Genomic DNA, 14,541 nt, shown 5'->3' on the forward strand with positions numbered 1-14,541 from the left:
GCCGAACGATTGGCGTTCTGACTTGAGTAGGTCCTTCGCTGCGCTCAGGATGACAGTTTTAAGGGCAAGATTTAAACGTAGTTGTTCAGCATCACCGGCATTACCAGCATCAGGATGCTCTCGTTGTCGTCGGGGGTGGTGGGCATGAGCAGGCCGGCGCGGTTGGGTGTGCTCAGTTCCAGGGTGATTTCCTCCGAGTCGATGTTCGAGAGCATTTCGAGCAGGAAGCGGGCGTTGAAGCCGATTTCCATGTCCTCGCCGTCGTACTGGCAGGTGAGGGTTTCCTTGGCTTCGTTGCTGAAATCCAGGTCCTCGGCCGATACCACTAGCTCGGAGCCGGCCAGGCGCAGGCGCACCTGGTGGGTGGTTTTGTTGGAGTAGATGCTGATGCGGCGCACCGAATTCAGCAGCTCCTGGCGGTTGATGACCAGCTTGTTGGGGTTGCTCACCGGAATCACGTTCTCGTAGTCCGGGTACCGCTCGTCAATCAGGCGGCACACGAGGCGCATCTGGTTGAACGAGAAGAAGGCGTTGCTCTGGTTGAACTCCATCTTCACCGGCGTGGCCTCCGAGGGCAGCGTGCCTTTCAGCAGGTTGAAGGCTTTGCGCGGGATGATGAGGTTGGCGGTTTGGCCGGCGCCCACGTCCTGGCGGCGGTAGCGCAGCAGGCGGTGCCCGTCGGTGGCCACGAAGGTCACCTGCGAATCGGCCAGCTGCACCAGAATGCCGGTCATGGCCGGGCGCAGCTCGTCGGTGCTCACCGCAAAAATGGTTTTGTTGATGGCCCGGGCCAGCGACGAGGAGGGCATCTCAATCGGGGCCGAGCCCTTCACCACCGGCACGCGGGGGAAGTCGGCGGCGTTCTCGCCGGCCAGCTTGTAGCGGCCGTTGGCCGAGCTGATTTCGATGGTGTAAGTTTCCTCGTCCAGCGTGAAGGTCACGGGCTGGTCGGGCAGGTTCTTGAGGGTGTCGAGCAGGATGCGGGCGGGGGCGGCAATGCGGCCGGTGTCGCGGGCCTCCACGGGCAGCTCGGTTATCATGCTCGTCTCCAGGTCGGAGGCGGTGATGGTGAGCTTACCGGCCTCAATCTCAAAGAGAAAGTTCTCCAGAATGGGCACCACGGGGTTGTTCGTAACCACGCCGTTGATGCTTTGCAGCTGCTTGAGCAGCGCGGAGGAAGAGACGATGAATTTCATGGTGCGAGGCTAAGGCTAGGAGTAAGGGAGGGCAAAGATAGGGGGCGGGGTTGGGCTTTGGAAGGGCGGCTGGGATTTGCTGCCGGGATGCTTTGCACTGACGCTTAATAATAAGATGAGTTTACCCAATGCTCTTGTTTTACCTTAACTGTAGATGAAGAAACAAAGCCATCAGCGTTGGCTTTTTGCCCTTCTGAACTATAGCCCCAAGTTGTGGAAATTAGATAATTACCAGCAGACCTTAATACTCTAATCGTTTTCGTATTGCGGCCTTTTAAGATAGAATCACCTTTGGCTAGGTATTTACTGCAACCAGTAGGTACTTCCAGAGTTAAACGCTTGTTATTTAATGAAATAACTGGGAAGCTTTTGTCGTAATAGTAGATGCTGTCTATTGTGCCGGAAAATTCGGTTTGCCTATACGACAGGTGTTGAGTGTTTCTTCGAAATACAAAAAAGCCCAAGCATATAAACGACAATACAAGCAGAAAAGGAAAAGCCAAGCCGAGCAACACTGGTCTGTCTTTCATGGCGAACAATGTTCTTGCTCCTCAAATGCTATACTTTCTCTAGCATTTGAGCGAATTACTATGCACAAATAATCAAGCGCCGAACCCCGCATAACGCCGCTTGCGTCGCCACGCCCGCACGGCCCCAAACACACCCAGCAGCGCCAGCGGTGCCCCAATGTTGAGCAGTTGCCAGCGGCGGCGCTGCTCGGCCAGCTTCACCTTGTCCAAGGGGCGGAGGGTGATTTGCTTGCCGCGCACGGCGATGAGGCCGGTTTCGTCAAGCAGGTAGTCGGTGGCGTTGAGGACCAGCTCGCGGTTGGCGAATTCGGTGTTGGCGAGGCGGTCGAAGCCCAAGCGGTAGGGGTTGCCGGTTTTGGGGTCGATGTCGGAGCGGATAAAGTCGCCATCGGACACGACCAGAATTTTACTGGGCTTGGCGTTGGCCGGCTTTTCGGGCTGGAATTGCAGGGTGCCGGGCCGTGCACGGTTGGCAAAGAGCGAGGTGAACTGGCCTTCGAGCAAATACGCCACCGGCTGGAAACCCTTCTGGTAGAGCTTGGGGTTGGGCTCCAGGCGGGCGTCGTTGAAATTGATGGGCACCGGAGCGGGCAGCACGCGGGTGTAGCGCGAGGTGGTCATCAGGGCGGTTTTGCGGATGCCGGTGGCCTTCACCGTGTCCAGGTTGCCGACGAACTTCAGGTACACCGCGTCGAGGTTGCGGGTGATGGGGTGGGGGCTGAACTTGTTGATGAGCGGGTAAAGCTGCCAGGGCATGGGCTCGATTTTGGGCTTGTTGCCGTCCATGCCGGTCACGAGCGGAATCTGGCCGCTGTTCAGGTCGAGGAGCAGGTTCTGGTTCAGACGTAGGCCGTACTTGAAGAACAGGTCGTCGAGGTTGAGATTGTAGGGCGTGGCCAGGGCCACGCCGTTGCGGCTCACGCTATCGAGGTCCACCCGCAGCGCATCGACGAAAAACAGTGCCCGGCCGCCGTTGGTGATGAACTGGTCGAGCTTGAACTTTTCGTCCTCGGTGTAGGGCGTTTTGGGTTGGGCCACTACCACAGCATCGAGCGCGCTGAGGTCCTTCACCTTGCTCAGCGTCACGCGAAACACGTCGTACTGCTGCTGCCAGGTGCCAAGGATGTCGCCGGCCTGTGCGTTGGTGAGCTCGCCGTGGCCTTCCACCACGCCGATGCGCTTGCGCAGGGCCGGCACCAGCGTGCGGATGGTACTGGCCAACTCATATTCCAGCCCTTCAATGCTTTGGTTGAGGCGCACGTCGGCGGGAGCGGCCTGGTTGCCGCGCAGCAATAGCACGTTACGGTCTTTGCCGCCCACGCTCACCACCGCCCAGGGAAAGATGATTTTCTCGACGCGCTTGCCGTTTTCGGTGGCGCCGAGGTTGGTGGGTTTCAGGCCCTTTTTGAAGAGGGTGGTGTAAAAGGCATTACGCGCCGCCTCGGTGCCGCCCGCGCTGGGGTCGATGAAAATGTAGTTCAGATTGGCCCCGCCGTATACCTGAAACTCGTTCAGCGTTTCGCGCACGCCCTGCTCCAGGCGGCGGAATGCCGGCGGAAAATCGCCGGTGAGGTAGACCGTGATGGTGACCGGCTGCTTCAGGTCGCGCAGCAGCTTTTTGGTCGCGTCGGACATGGTGTAGCGCTTTTCCTCGGTCAAATCGACGCGGAAAAAGAAGCGCTGCGCGATGAAGTTAAACAGCAGCAGACCGCCCAGTACGGCGGCAAACGCCAACAGGTCGCGCTGTTTGCGCGAAGCAGGAACGGGGGCCGTGGCCGGCGAATTAGTCAACGTATTTTCCATTACCAATTGCGGCTCCGTAACACCAGCCGCGTGGCCTGCAACGCCACCGCAACCACACTGAAGAAATACACCACGTCGCGCGAGTCAATCAGGCCCTTGCTCAGGTCGCGGTAGTGGGCCGCAATGCCCAACTGGCCGATGTAATAAGCCGGGCTGCCCTCCAGCACCGAGGCCAGCGAGTCGAAGCCTGAGTAAATCAGAAAGCACCCCACCACCGCCACCAGAAACGCAATAATCTGGTCGCGGGTAAGGGCCGAAGCCAGGATGCCGATGGCCGCAAACACCGCCGCCAGCAGCGCCAGGCCCAGATACGAGCCCACCGTGGCGGCCGAGTCGATGTTGCCCTCGGGGCTGCCCAGCTTGTACACCGAGAAGTAGTAGAGCAGCGTCGGAATCAGGGCCAGCAACGCCAGTAGCAAACAGGCCAGGTATTTGCCGCCGATAATCTGGCCATCGGTGAGCGGGCGCGTCAGGAGCAGTTCAATGGTGCCGGCCTTTTTCTCCTCGGCGAAGGTGCGCATGGTGATGGCCGGGATGAGAAACAGGAAAATCCACGGGGCCAGATTAAACAGCGTCTGCAGGTCGGCGTAGCCGTAGTCGAGCACGCTGCTATCGGGAAAAACCCAGACGAACAGGCCTGTTGCCACCAAGAAAACCCCCAGCACCACGTAGGCCACGGGGGAGTTCAGGAAGGCGTTGAATTCTTTTTGAAGGATGGTAAGCATATGGCGTGAAAGCCGAAAGTTAAAACGTCATGCTGAGCGGAGCGCAGCGAAGTCGAAGCATCTCGCGTGTGGTAGTAATTCAGTCGTTACAACGTCATGGATTAGTGATGGCAAGCGAGATGCTTCGACTTCGCTGCGCTCCGCTCAGCATGACGTTCAATTCATCATTTCGTCAATTCCCCAAACACCTCTTCCAGGCTCTGGTGCTCCTGCCGCAGCCCGAGCAGTGTCCAGCCTTCCTGGCCCGCCAGGCGCGACACGGCCGCGCGCACGTCGGTGCCCGGGGCGGTGCGCAACAGCACCACCCCGCCCGGCGCCGCTTCCACGTTGCGCACGCCCGGTAGTTGCGCCAGCTTGGCAGAATCCACGGCGCCTTCGAATTCGGCGCGCACCACCGTTTCGCCGGCGGCGCGGGCGGCCAGCTCGGCCACCGGGCTGTCAGCCACCAGCTTGCCGCGGCTGATGATGAGCACGCGCGAGCACAGGGCCGTGACTTCGGGCAGGATGTGGGTGCTGAAAATGACGGTTTTGTCTTCGCCCACCTCGCGAATGAGCTGGCGGATTTCCAGAATCTGGTTGGGGTCGAGGCCGGTGGTGGGCTCGTCGAGGATGAGCACATCGGGGTCGTGAATGAGGGCTTGGGCCAGGCCCACGCGCTGCCGGTAGCCTTTGCTGAGCGCCCCAATCTGCTTGTTCTGCTCGCGGCTCAACCCCACGCGGCGCACCAGCTCACCCACGCGGGTTCGCAGGTTTTTGCCGCTGAGGCCGTGCACCGAGCCGATGAATTCGAGGTACTCGTGCACGTACATGTCGAGGTACAGCGGGTTGTGCTCGGGCAGGTAGCCCACGTGACGTCGCACGGCCAGGCTGTCGGTCAGCACGTCGTGGCCGGCCACGCGCACGGTGCCGGCGGTGGGGGGGAGGTAGCCGGTGGCAATTTTCATGGTGGTGCTTTTGCCGGCGCCGTTTGGCCCGAGGAAGCCCACAATTTCGCCCTTGCCCGCCGTGAAGCTGATGTTGTCCACGGCGTTTTGGGCGCCGTAGGTTTTGGTCAGGTTTTCAATTTCTACCATGCTGGAACTGTTTGACGCAAGAACGTCATGCTCATCTGGTCTACGCGCAGCCGAAGCATCTCCACTGCGCAAGTAATTAGGTTTGAGGTAGAGATGCTTCGGCTGCGCGTACGCCAGCTGAGCATGACGCGCTATGTTACTTCACCTGCGCCGGCCGCAGCTGGATTTCCGATATCATCGTCGTGTCCGGTGCCTCGATGGCGTGCACAATGGCGTCGGCAATGGCTTCGGGCTGCATCTTGTAAGGACTGGGCTCGGCGCCGGGTTCGTTGCCGTTGAAGTTGGTTTCCACCGAACCCGGCATCACGCACGTCACGCGGATGCCGGCCGGACGCACCTCTTTAAACAGGGCGTCCGAAAAGCCGCGCACCGCAAACTTGGTGGCGCAATAGCCGCTCATGCCGGCCGTGCCCGCCGTGGCGGCCAACGAAGCCACGTTGACAATGTGCCCTTGCTTCTGCCGCTTCATCTGCGGCAGCACGGCGCGGGTGCACAGAAACGTGCCCAGCACATTGGTGTCGAACATGGTTTTCCAGTCCTCGGTTTTGAAACCGTCGACTTCGCCCATGATGCCCAGGCCGGCGTTGTTTACCAGGATGTGGATGTCGGGCCCCTGTTCGCGCTGCGTGTTGGTGAAAGCTTCGGCCACGGAGTGCTCGTCCTGCACATCGCAGGCAAAAAACTGAAACCGGTCGTGCACCAGCCCGGTGGGGGCCGTGCGCGCCCAGCCGGCCACGGCGGCCCCGCGCGCCAGCAGGGCCTCCACGGTGGCGCGGCCTATTCCTTTGCTTGCGCCGGTAACGATGGCGACTTTGCCGGTGAGGTCCATTTATCTTTGGGAAAAGTAAGGATGCAAATGCGCTATACGAGTTTGCGGCCGCAAGTTAGCGGCCTGGGGTGGTTTGAAGGGATGCGTGCCGCCGTCCGCAGCGCGGTGGCCGTGGGGCTGGCCGTGGGGCTTAGCACCTGCAGCTCGGGGCCCGACTGCCTCAAGAGCACGGGCACCATCGTGACGCAGCAGCGGGCCGTGGATGCGGGCCTGACCACCGTCACGGTTTTCGACAACGTAGACTTGCGCCTCGTGCAGGACGCCAAAACCTACGCCGAAGTGCGCGCCGGTGAAAACCTGATTAGCGAAATCGTGCTCACGCGCAAAGGCAATTCCCTCGAAATCAACAACACCAGCACCTGCAACTGGACCCGCAGCTACGACTCGCCCCGCGAAGTCACGCTGCACCTGCCGCGCATCACCAACGTGTTTATGCGCGGCCAGGGCAACGGCAGCACCGTGGGCGAATTCGTGCAAGACACCGTTTTCTTCCACCTCATCGGGGCCGGCGACTACGACCTCACGGTGCGGGCCAAGCAGCTGTTCCTCGACCAGTACGAATTGGGCGACATCACCGTGCGCGGCACGACCGAATACATGAACTGCACGTTGGGGGGCGCGGGCCGGCTTTTTGCGCAGGGCATTACGCCGCAAAGCTGCGACGTGAAACTGACCCGCGACAGCGACGGCGATGCGCATGTGCGGGCGTCGCAACGCTTGGGCGGAATCGTGGCCGGCAACGGTACTCTGTACTATGGCGGGCCGCCTTCGTTCGTCGATATCCGAGTGACGGGCCGGGGCGGGCAGAAAGCCGAGTAAAGTTGGTGCGATGTAGGTACGCATAGCAGCATCTTGTCGTCAGCGCCGTTTGCAACAATTTTAATCGTTGTCGTTCAACGACGAGACGCAACTATGCGACTCTACAAATCGCCCAACTGCGGCCGAATCAGCAATTCCTCCACCACGGCGTGGGGCGAGAGCGAATAGGTGCCAAACACGGCCTCGGCCACGTCTTCGGCCTGCACGAACCGCTCGGCGGGTAGGTCCACGCCGGCCCAGCTGGCCGTGAGGGTGGGGCCGGGCAGCACGGCCGTGACGCGCACGCCGCTGGGCTTGAGCTCTTCGCGCAGGTTTTTGGTGAAGCCCAGCAGGGCGTGCTTGGCAATGCCGTAGGAGCCGCCGTTGGGGTAGGCCGTGATGCTGGCCGTGGAGCAGATGGTGAAAATGTGCCCCCGGCCCTGGGCAATGAAGCCCGGCAGTAGGGGCAGGGTCACGTCGTAGGCGCTGAGCAGGTTCACGGCCAGCATCTGGCGCAGCTGCGAGCCGTCGGCGGGCTCGTCCTGCAGGCGGCCGGGCACGAAGGCCCCGGCATTGTTCACCAGCACCTCCACGGGCAGACCCAGGCCCAGTACAAACGCGGCAAAGCGCGCGCAGTCGGCGGCGAGGCTGAGGTCGGCGGGAAAGGTGTGCAAGGTGGCGCCGGGAATAGCGGCGGTTAGCTCGGCGGTGAGGGCCGCTAAGTCGTCGGCCGAGCGCGCGCAGGTGGCCACCGGATACCCGGCCCGCAGAAAGCGCGACACGACGGCGCGGCCAATACCTTTGCTGCCGCCGGTCACGACAATTAATTTTTCGGTTGATTCCACTTTCTTCTCCTGATTTTACGTAAAGTCCCGCGGCGCTTCATACGTCTTGCTCCGCAACACCGGGCCCCAAACTTCGGTTTTAATTCTCACCCCACCTCATGCTAACAACTTTCGGCTCGTTCGTCCTCTTTCTGCGCGGCATGGTCACGCGCACCGAGCGGTTCCGCGTCCTCTGGAACCGCACCATCGACGAAGCCATCCTCATTGGGGTCGATTCCGTGGTCATCGTGTCCATCGTGTCGGCCTTCATCGGCGCCGTTACCTGCGTCCAGATTGCCTACAACCTTACCAACCCGCTCATCCCGCAGTCCACCATCGGCTACATGGTGCGCGAAATGACCATTCTGGAGCTCGCGCCCACCATCACCAGCATCGTGCTGGCCGGCAAGGTAGGCTCCAGCATCGCCGGCGGCCTGGGCACCATGCGCATCACCGAGCAGATTTCGGCCCTGGAGGTAATGGGCATCAATTCGACCTCGTACTTGGTGCTGCCGCGCATTCTGGCGGCCGTCCTTATGTTTCCGCTGCTGGTCATCATGGCCATGCTGCTGTCCATTCTGGGCGGCTACCTGGCCGGCACGCTCACCGGCGTGATGACGGCCCAGGATTACGTGGAAGGCATTCGCACCGATTTCATTCCCTACAACATCCTGTTTGCCCTCATCAAGGCCGTGGTGTTTGCCTTCCTGGTGTCGGGTATCTCGTCGTTCAAAGGCTACTACACCACCGGCGGCGCCCTCGAAGTGGGCGCGGCCAGCACCGGCGCCGTCACCAACTCCATCATCGCCATCCTGATTGCCGACTTCGCCCTAGCGGCCCTGCTGCTCTGATTGGTTGTCAGTTGCTGGTTGTCAGTTGTCAGCATTGGCAATGCGCAACCAGCACGAACTGCCAACTGACAACCAACAACTGACAACTATCATGATTGAAGTATCCAATATCGAAAAGTCCTTCAACGGCACGCCCGTGCTGAAAGGCATTTCGTGCGTGTTCGAATCGGGCAAGTGCAACCTGCTGCTCGGCGGCTCGGGCACCGGCAAAAGCGTGCTCCTGCAGTGCATCGTGGGCCTGATGAAGCCCGACATCGGCTCCATCACCTTCGACGGCACCGTGTACACCAACAGCAAGATTGACATCCGGCAGGAAATCCGGCGCAAAATCGGGATGCTGTTCCAGGGCTCGGCCCTGTTCGACTCCATGACCGTGGCCCAGAACGTGGAATTCCCGCTGCAGATGCTGACGCCCGAGATGAGCCCCGAAGAGCGCCGCGAGCGGGTCGAGTTCTGCCTCAAGCGCGTGGGCCTCGAAAACGCCGGCAACAAGATGCCCGCCGAGATTTCGGGCGGCATGAAAAAGCGCGTGGGCATTGCCCGCGCCATCGCGCCGCAGTGTACCTACCTGTTTTGCGACGAGCCCAACTCCGGCCTCGACCCCGCCACCAGCATCAAGATTGACGAGCTGATTCACGAAATCACGCACGAATACAACATCACCACCGTCATCGTGACCCACGACATGAACTCGGTGATTGAAATCGGCGAGCACATCATCTTCCTGCACCAGGGCAAAAAGCTCTGGGACGGCACCAAAGACGAAATCCTCAACGCCACCGTGCCCGAGCTCAAAGAGTTCATCTTCAGCAGCAGCCTGGTGCGCGCCGCCAAGCGCATCGACGAAGAAACGGAAGGCGGCATGGCTGCTTTCACCGAAGAAAGCGAAGCCGGCGGCGGCATCTAGCATTAAGCAAAACGCTACCCCGAAGCTGCGCTTCGGTCCGCAGGAGCAATACCCGCCGGGCCGAAGCGCAGCTTCGGGGTACACTTTTTATGCTCCTACGCCTGCAACAACTGCAGATGCCCCAGGTGGTGCCGCCCGTGCCAGGCGTAGAGCGCCAGCGTTTGGTCAAGCGTCGAAGTACGTTGGTTGCCGGGGTGGTAAAAAGTGCGCTGCCATTGCTCTTCGGTGAGGTGGTGCAGCAGCGTCACAAACCGCGAATGCAGCGCCTCCAGCAAGGTGAGCGACACGGTGATGGGCGTGGCCGCCACGTCTGGTAGCTCGGCCCAGGCTGCCTCCTCGTAAGGTTTAATGGTGGGATTGTCCTCGGTCAGCGCCAGCCGGAACCGCACGTAGGCGTTCAGGTGCGAGTCGGTCACGTGGTGTATCACCTGGCGGCCGTTCCAGCCGCCGGGGCGGTAGGGGCGCTCCAGGCCCACGCCGCCCACGGCCTTGGCGGCCGCCGTGAGCTGGGCCGGCAGGTCGGCAATTTGCTGAATGAGGGCCGTGTGCTCGGCAGCGGTCAGGGGGCCGTTGGGTAGCTGCGGCCGCCCAACGGGGTACTTCAGAGAGTCTTCGGATGCATTCATGTTGGCAAAGAAAGCAAAAGCGCCGCCTCTAGGTGAGGCGGCGCTTTTGCTTCTGATAAAATCGACGGCTTAAGACTTAGCCGTTGCGCTTGTTGAGTTCGTCGCGGATTTTGGCAGCCTTCTCGTAGTCTTCTTTTTCGAGGGCCTGGGCCAGCATTTTGGTCAGCTCGTCCAACGACACCTGGCCGCTGGGCTCGCGCGGCTCGGGCTGGGCCCGGCTGGGCCGCGGGGCGTCCGAATCGTCGTCCTCGTCGTCTTCGTCCTCGTCTTCCTCCACCTCGCTTTCGGCCTCGTCGAGGTCAGAAAGAATGATGCCGGCCTCGCTCAGCACGCTTTCCACGGTGTAGATGGGCACGCCAAAGCGCAAGCCGATGGCAATGGCGTCGGAGGGCCGGGCGTCGATGTCGAACGTGGTGGCGCCGTCGGAGCACACGATGCGCGAATAGAACACGCCTTCCTTCAAATCGGAAATCACCACTTCCAGAATCACCACGTGCACGTGCTCGGCAAAGGACTTGAACAAGTCGTGCGTGAGCGGGCGGTTGGGGCTGATTTTTTCGATTTGGATGGCAATGCTCTGGGCCTCGAACATGCCGATGATGATGGGCAGGCGGCGGTTGCCGCCCTTCTCGCCCAGAATCAGCGCGAAGGAGCCAGACTGCGACTGGCTGGACGACAGGCCCAGAATTTCAAGCTGGATTTTTTTCAAGGGAATGGGTACTGTGTGTCTTGGGTGGCTTGGGAAGGATGGGCAGGGCCCGGCCGCGGCCGGTGGGCAGGATGTACGTGCAAATAAAGAAAAGTCCCGGCATCTGCCGCCAAATCCTGCCCGGTAATACGGGATTACCGAAAAAAGATTGGGGGCTTAAGCCCCGGCATTCTTGCGAAAACCAGCTGCCTAAGCCCCCATTCCTTTGCAAACGAAATTAATTCAGCGCTTTAACGGCCGCCGTCAGTTTGGGCAATACGTCGAACACGTCGCCCACAATGCCGTAATCCGCCGCTTTGAAGAAGGGAGCTTCGGGGTCTTTGTTGATAACCACGATGACCTTGCTGCTGTTCACGCCGGCCAGGTGCTGGATGGCGCCCGAAATGCCGCAGGCAATGTAGAGGTTCGGCGACACGGTGATGCCCGTCTGGCCCACGTGCTCGTGGTGGGGGCGCCAGTCCACGTCGCTCACCGGCTTGGAGCAGGCCGTGGCCGCGCCCAGGGCCTTGGCCAGGTCCTCAATCAGGCCCCAGTTTTCGGGGCCTTTCATGCCGCGGCCGCCCGATACCACGCGCTCGGCCTCGGGCAGCAGCACGCCGCCGGCCTGGTCCTGCATGATGACCTGCTTGGGCGCATCGGCAAAGTCGGCGTCGCTCAGCTGGGCCGAGAAGCTGGTCACCTCGGCCGTTTTGCCGGCCTCGTGCTGGGCCTCGGTCGAGTTTTTCTTCACGGCAATGATTTTGCGGTCGCCGCTGAGCACCACGTCCGAAAACGCCTTGCCCGAAAACGCGCCGCGCTTCACCGTAAACTGGTCGCCGCTGATTTTGGGCAGCTCCACTACATTGGTGGCCAGGCTGGCCTTGAGGCGCACCGACAGGCGCGAACCCACGGCGGCGCCAATGTTGCTGTTGGCCAGCACAATGATTTTGGCCTGTTCCTGCTCAGCCGCCGTGGCGATGAGCTTGGTGTAGGCGTTGTTCACGAAGTCTTTCAGGCGCGGCTCGGCGTCGTAGAGCACTTTCGAGATGCCCTGCTCGCCCAGCTTGGCTAAGTTGGTCTCATTGGCTTCGCCCACGGCGATGGCCGTGGCGGTGGTGCCCAGCTGTGCGGCCACTTGCGCGCCATACGAGGCCACTTCCAGCGACGACTTCTTTACTTCGCCATCGGCGCATTCAACTACAACTAGTACAGACATGGTTTTATGTTTTTTGTCATCCTGAGCGCAGCGAAGGACCTTATCACGCTTGCGCCGTTGGGTTAGTTAAAGTAGACAAAGGCCGCCGTGATAAGATGCTTCCTTCGTCAGCATGACAGACGAATTAAATAACCTTTGCTTCGTTGCGGAGCAGCTTGATGAGCTCGCCGGCGTTTTCGGCGTCGATGAGCTTCACGCCCTGCTTCTTGGGCGGCAGCGCGTACTCGGCCACGGTGGTGCGGGCGGGCTCGCCCACGGCGGGCACCACTTTCAGGGGCTTGGTGCGGGCCGTCATGATGCCGCGCATGTTGGGAATGCGGGGCTCGCACATGGGCTGCTGGCACGAGGCCACGAAGGGCGTGTTGACGGTCACAATCTCCTTGCCGCCCTCAATTTCGCGCTCCAGCGTGGCGGTGTTGCCGCTCAGGTCCAGCTTCATGGCCGGGGCCACCGTGGGGATGCCCAGCATCTCGCCCACCATGCCGTGCACCTGGAAGCCGTTGTAGTCGATGCTTTCCTTGCCCATCAAAATCACGTCGTAGGCACCTTCCTTGGCGATGGCGGCAATCTGCTCGGCCACAAAGTAGGCGTCGGTGGGAGCAGCGTCGACGCGGATGGCGTCGTCGGCGCCAATGGCCAGGGCTTTGCGGATGTTGGGCTCGGTGTCGGCCTGGCCCACGTTCAGCACCGTGACGGTGCCGCTGCCGGCGGCTTCTTTCAGCTCAATGGCGCGGGTGAGGGCGTATTCGTCCCAGGGGTTAATCACGAACTGCACCCCGGCCTTGTTAAACTCCTTGTTATCGGGAGTGAAGGTGATTTTGGTGGTCGTGTCGGGCACGTTGGAAATGCAAACCAGAAACTTCATCTAAACGGGGCTTGAGTGGGCGAAAAAGCGAAAAAAAGGCTGCATGCATAACAACCTATGCGAGCTTACCGTTTCCGGAAGCCCATCTTTGTCAGGGCAAGTGCGGGGAAAAGCCGCAATTTCGCCCCAAAGGTAAACAAAACTTGCGCCCTATGAACACCCCGGCCACCCGTTTGCAGCAGCTGCTGGCTTTCTACGAAGACGACCCGACCGACGCCTTCACCATTTACGCCATCGCCACCGAATACCGGGCCCAGGAACCGGAGCGGGCCTGGGAGTTTTACGAAAAGCTGCTCACGGAGCATCCCGATTACGTGGGCACGTATTACCACGCCGGCAAGCTCCTGGAGCAGTTTGGTAAGAAAGACGAAGCCGAAAAGGTTTACCGCACCGGCTTAGCCACGGCCAAAAAAGCCGGCCAGCAGCACGCCGCCAGCGAATTGCTCCAAGCCCTGAACCAGTGCCTGGGCCTGGATTACGAAGATGATTAACGGCCTGCGCAGCACATCCGGAACGAGGCGCCAACCTGAGCCGCGCCAGTACCGTAAATTCTAATATCTGGATGTGGTAGTTTGTGCAATACCACCACGTTTTATTCCGGAATTGTATAGTAATTACGATACATAGCAGTAATAAATGTGCTTCTGCGTTCGGCGGGAAGTAAGTACGGTTTAGCGGGTAAAAAGTGCGGTTTATCGGCAAGCCCCTCGGTAGGGAAAATGTGATAAGCACCTTTGTTAACAGCTACGCTCAAAAATTTGCCCACAGGGAAATCACCTTCTTACTCTACCCGCATGAAGACGTTACCCACTACCGTAAAAGGTACTTTTTCCCCGGAATTGACCGGTCATCTGGCCGCCCGGCTGGGCGAAGGCGAAACCCGAATCCGAAAAGTGCTCGACGCCGCCGTGCCGCTGGTGCTGGGTGCAATTGTCCGGCGGGCACAGTCGGGCGCGGCCCTGCAGGTGCACACCCTGAGCCTGCAGGCCCTGCGCAAAGCTCCCGCCTGCGCCAACCCCGTGACCTGTGCCCTCGGCATGCTAGGCAGCGGCCCGGCAGCCGGCGGCGCCCTGCGGCAGGCGGAAGTGCTGCTGTTTGCGCTATTTGGTGCCGAAGCGACGCAGGTGGCCGGCCCGCTTGGTGCGTGTTCGGGAGTGCGGCCGGCTACAGCCGAGGCGTTGCTTAAACTCGTAGGAGCGGTGGCGGCAGCCACCCTCGGCCAGCATATTGCGGCGCAGCACGCCACGGCGGCCGAACTGGCCGTGGGCCTTGCAGGCCTCAAAGAACCCGTGGCGGAGTTGCTCGCTGCCACTCCTCCCGCCGTGCGTGCCATGCTGGAGCCCCTCGGCGACAAGCGCGCTCCTGGTTCAGGCCTGATGGGGGCAATGCAGCAGGAGGGAGGCTTGCGAAAACTGCACGTGCGGGTTGGTCAGTCGTTGCTGGCCTTGGTGGGCGCCGTGACGGGCGCCGCCTACTGCTGGAATGCCGTGTGCGGCGTGGCCGCGGCGACTTACTGGGCCGCCGATGCTTTGCCGGGGCTGAAGCCGGCTGTGCCGGTGGCGCTGCTACGGCTGGGCACGATGGGCATTTTCGCTTGGTAAATCGGGCCT

At 60.9% G+C, this 14,541-nt stretch carries 16 protein-coding genes; 5 read left to right on the top strand and 11 right to left on the bottom strand.

Going from position 1 to position 14,541, the window contains the following annotated elements:
• Positions 1 to 71 precede the first annotated feature (71 nt).
• From dnaN to IC234_RS01385, 6 genes are all read right to left on the bottom strand, one after another.
• Positions 72 to 1,196 carry a DNA polymerase III subunit beta gene (gene dnaN, locus IC234_RS01360; protein ID WP_190922039.1) on the bottom strand — a complete coding sequence of 375 codons (1,125 nt, stop codon included), beginning with the start codon at positions 1,194 to 1,196 and terminating at the stop codon, positions 72 to 74.
• Between the two features lie 104 nt (positions 1,197 to 1,300).
• Complete coding sequence (locus tag IC234_RS01365) at positions 1,301 to 1,726, bottom strand: hypothetical protein (protein ID WP_190922040.1); 426 nt, start codon at positions 1,724 to 1,726, stop codon at positions 1,301 to 1,303.
• Positions 1,727 to 1,798: 72 nt separating this feature from the next.
• The gene (gldG, locus tag IC234_RS01370) at positions 1,799 to 3,529 is read right to left on the bottom strand and encodes a gliding motility-associated ABC transporter substrate-binding protein GldG (RefSeq protein ID WP_190922041.1); all 1,731 of its coding nucleotides are present in this window, start codon (positions 3,527 to 3,529) and stop codon (positions 1,799 to 1,801) included.
• Positions 3,529 to 4,254, bottom strand: a complete 726-nt coding sequence (gene gldF / locus IC234_RS01375; RefSeq protein ID WP_190922042.1) for a gliding motility-associated ABC transporter permease subunit GldF — start codon at positions 4,252 to 4,254, stop codon at positions 3,529 to 3,531. Before gldF ends, gldG begins: the two co-directional genes overlap by 1 nt.
• 164 nt (positions 4,255 to 4,418) lie before the next feature.
• Positions 4,419 to 5,327: a gliding motility-associated ABC transporter ATP-binding subunit GldA gene (gene gldA, locus IC234_RS01380; protein WP_190922043.1), complete on the bottom strand. Its 909-nt coding sequence runs from the start codon at positions 5,325 to 5,327 to the stop codon at positions 4,419 to 4,421.
• Between the two features lie 136 nt (positions 5,328 to 5,463).
• Positions 5,464 to 6,156 (bottom strand): SDR family oxidoreductase, encoded by a 693-nt coding sequence (locus IC234_RS01385; protein ID WP_190922044.1) that lies wholly within the window; start codon positions 6,154 to 6,156, stop codon positions 5,464 to 5,466.
• An 81-nt stretch (positions 6,157 to 6,237) separates the two neighbouring features.
• Between IC234_RS01385 and IC234_RS01390 the strand changes: the two genes are divergently transcribed.
• On the top strand, positions 6,238 to 6,975 hold the full coding sequence (locus tag IC234_RS01390; protein WP_190922045.1) for a GIN domain-containing protein: 738 nt from the start codon (positions 6,238 to 6,240) through the stop codon (positions 6,973 to 6,975).
• Between the two features lie 101 nt (positions 6,976 to 7,076).
• Here the strand turns inward: IC234_RS01390 and IC234_RS01395 are convergent, their stop codons facing one another.
• Positions 7,077 to 7,799, bottom strand: coding sequence for an SDR family oxidoreductase (locus IC234_RS01395; RefSeq protein ID WP_190922046.1), 723 nt, complete (start codon positions 7,797 to 7,799; stop codon positions 7,077 to 7,079).
• A 98-nt stretch (positions 7,800 to 7,897) separates the two neighbouring features.
• Here IC234_RS01395 and IC234_RS01400 point away from each other — a divergent pair, with 98 nt between their 5' ends.
• Together IC234_RS01400 and IC234_RS01405 are read left to right on the top strand one after the other, a co-directional pair.
• Entirely contained in the window at positions 7,898 to 8,629 is a 732-nt protein-coding gene (locus IC234_RS01400; RefSeq protein WP_190922047.1) for an MlaE family ABC transporter permease, read from the top strand.
• Between the two features lie 91 nt (positions 8,630 to 8,720).
• On the top strand, positions 8,721 to 9,536 hold the full coding sequence (locus tag IC234_RS01405) for an ABC transporter ATP-binding protein (RefSeq protein WP_190922048.1): 816 nt from the start codon (positions 8,721 to 8,723) through the stop codon (positions 9,534 to 9,536).
• Between the two features lie 95 nt (positions 9,537 to 9,631).
• Here the strand turns inward: IC234_RS01405 and IC234_RS01410 are convergent, their stop codons facing one another.
• From IC234_RS01410 to IC234_RS01425, 4 genes are all read right to left on the bottom strand, one after another.
• Positions 9,632 to 10,162 carry a YfiT family bacillithiol transferase gene (locus IC234_RS01410; protein ID WP_190922049.1) on the bottom strand — a complete coding sequence of 177 codons (531 nt, stop codon included), beginning with the start codon at positions 10,160 to 10,162 and terminating at the stop codon, positions 9,632 to 9,634.
• Positions 10,163 to 10,238: 76 nt separating this feature from the next.
• Complete coding sequence (locus IC234_RS01415; RefSeq protein ID WP_190922050.1) at positions 10,239 to 10,871, bottom strand: bifunctional nuclease family protein; 633 nt, start codon at positions 10,869 to 10,871, stop codon at positions 10,239 to 10,241.
• Between the two features lie 217 nt (positions 10,872 to 11,088).
• Positions 11,089 to 12,066, bottom strand: a complete 978-nt coding sequence (locus IC234_RS01420; RefSeq protein WP_190922051.1) for an electron transfer flavoprotein subunit alpha/FixB family protein — start codon at positions 12,064 to 12,066, stop codon at positions 11,089 to 11,091.
• Positions 12,067 to 12,190: 124 nt separating this feature from the next.
• The gene (locus tag IC234_RS01425) at positions 12,191 to 12,931 is read right to left on the bottom strand and encodes an electron transfer flavoprotein subunit beta/FixA family protein (RefSeq protein WP_190922052.1); all 741 of its coding nucleotides are present in this window, start codon (positions 12,929 to 12,931) and stop codon (positions 12,191 to 12,193) included.
• A 152-nt stretch (positions 12,932 to 13,083) separates the two neighbouring features.
• Between IC234_RS01425 and IC234_RS01430 the strand changes: the two genes are divergently transcribed.
• Complete coding sequence (locus IC234_RS01430; RefSeq protein ID WP_190922053.1) at positions 13,084 to 13,422, top strand: tetratricopeptide repeat protein; 339 nt, start codon at positions 13,084 to 13,086, stop codon at positions 13,420 to 13,422.
• 303 nt (positions 13,423 to 13,725) lie between these two features.
• Complete coding sequence (locus IC234_RS01435; protein ID WP_190922054.1) at positions 13,726 to 14,532, top strand: DUF937 domain-containing protein; 807 nt, start codon at positions 13,726 to 13,728, stop codon at positions 14,530 to 14,532.
• The last annotated feature ends 9 nt before the right edge of the window (positions 14,533 to 14,541 follow it).

Source organism: Hymenobacter armeniacus (genome assembly GCF_014699055.1).
Classification (GTDB): Bacteria; Bacteroidota; Bacteroidia; order Cytophagales; family Hymenobacteraceae; genus Hymenobacter; species Hymenobacter armeniacus.

Bases quoted from the DNA above. Each gene is read 5' to 3' on its own strand.
- dnaN (WP_190922039.1), bottom strand. From the start codon at position 1,196: ATGAAATTCATCGTCTCTTCCTCCGCGCTGCTCAAGCAGCTGCAAAGC.
- IC234_RS01365 (WP_190922040.1), bottom strand. From the start codon at position 1,726: ATGAAAGACAGACCAGTGTTGCTCGGCTTGGCTTTTCCTTTTCTGCTT.
- gldG (WP_190922041.1), bottom strand. From the start codon at position 3,529: ATGGAAAATACGTTGACTAATTCGCCGGCCACGGCCCCCGTTCCTGCT.
- gldF (WP_190922042.1), bottom strand. From the start codon at position 4,254: ATGCTTACCATCCTTCAAAAAGAATTCAACGCCTTCCTGAACTCCCCC.
- gldA (WP_190922043.1), bottom strand. From the start codon at position 5,327: ATGGTAGAAATTGAAAACCTGACCAAAACCTACGGCGCCCAAAACGCC.
- IC234_RS01385 (WP_190922044.1), bottom strand. From the start codon at position 6,156: ATGGACCTCACCGGCAAAGTCGCCATCGTTACCGGCGCAAGCAAAGGA.
- IC234_RS01390 (WP_190922045.1), top strand. From the start codon at position 6,238: ATGCGTGCCGCCGTCCGCAGCGCGGTGGCCGTGGGGCTGGCCGTGGGG.
- IC234_RS01400 (WP_190922047.1), top strand. From the start codon at position 7,898: ATGCTAACAACTTTCGGCTCGTTCGTCCTCTTTCTGCGCGGCATGGTC.
- IC234_RS01405 (WP_190922048.1), top strand. From the start codon at position 8,721: ATGATTGAAGTATCCAATATCGAAAAGTCCTTCAACGGCACGCCCGTG.
- IC234_RS01410 (WP_190922049.1), bottom strand. From the start codon at position 10,162: ATGAATGCATCCGAAGACTCTCTGAAGTACCCCGTTGGGCGGCCGCAG.
- IC234_RS01420 (WP_190922051.1), bottom strand. From the start codon at position 12,066: ATGTCTGTACTAGTTGTAGTTGAATGCGCCGATGGCGAAGTAAAGAAG.
- IC234_RS01425 (WP_190922052.1), bottom strand. From the start codon at position 12,931: ATGAAGTTTCTGGTTTGCATTTCCAACGTGCCCGACACGACCACCAAA.
- IC234_RS01430 (WP_190922053.1), top strand. From the start codon at position 13,084: ATGAACACCCCGGCCACCCGTTTGCAGCAGCTGCTGGCTTTCTACGAA.
- IC234_RS01435 (WP_190922054.1), top strand. From the start codon at position 13,726: ATGAAGACGTTACCCACTACCGTAAAAGGTACTTTTTCCCCGGAATTG.